Origin of the sequence: Paenibacillus sp. MZ04-78.2 (assembly GCF_024213375.1) — a bacterium.
GTDB lineage: Bacteria > Bacillota > Bacilli > Paenibacillales > NBRC-103111 > Paenibacillus_G.
Genome location: NZ_JANAVJ010000138.1, coordinates 1 through 562 on the forward strand (window position 1 = coordinate 1; position 562 = coordinate 562).

Sequence of the window (562 nt, forward strand, 5' to 3'; positions counted from 1 at the left end):
TTGAGCTTTGCTTTTTTGGCTTCTGCCATGATTTTGTTGAAGTAGTTCCACTATGATGAGTTTTCAGACACGCCCTAATGGATTGAATCAAACCATCGAAGGAGTTGAAGGTTCTAGCTGACGTTTCCAGTTGGTATTTATAGCAACCTTGTCCCAGCTTTTCCACCCTCATAACACCCTTGCCGCCTGTTCCGCTATTAGGCTTGACATAAACCATGTTGTACTTGTCTAACATTGTCTTTAAAACCGACTTACTATACAACCTTGTCTCGGGAACATATCCGCGAAGCTCCTCGTTGTGAAGCAAGGATTTGCTTACATTATATTTAGTCGCATAGCCTCCCATGTACATCCACCCTTCCGGAGTTCATAACCTTAAACAGAATATGTGGCTGCAATCTTTTTGGTATTGGCTCCTGCCCGGGTCCTAAACTCAAGATAGATCATACTGTAATGTATCTGGGAGGTGACAACAATTTGTTTATACGGTAAGCGTCAAATCCTCCACACCTAGAAAAACGACGGGATTCATGAGATCATATACGTAACTGATTACGACGCG

Annotated in this window: 1 protein-coding gene; it reads right to left on the reverse strand. The window is 42.7% G+C overall.

Annotated features, from left to right (window positions below):
• The coding region (locus NLX71_RS26405; RefSeq protein WP_375377981.1) for a YheC/YheD family protein at positions 1–346 on the reverse strand (346 nt) is incomplete at its 3' end.
• Positions 347–562 lie beyond the last annotated feature (216 nt).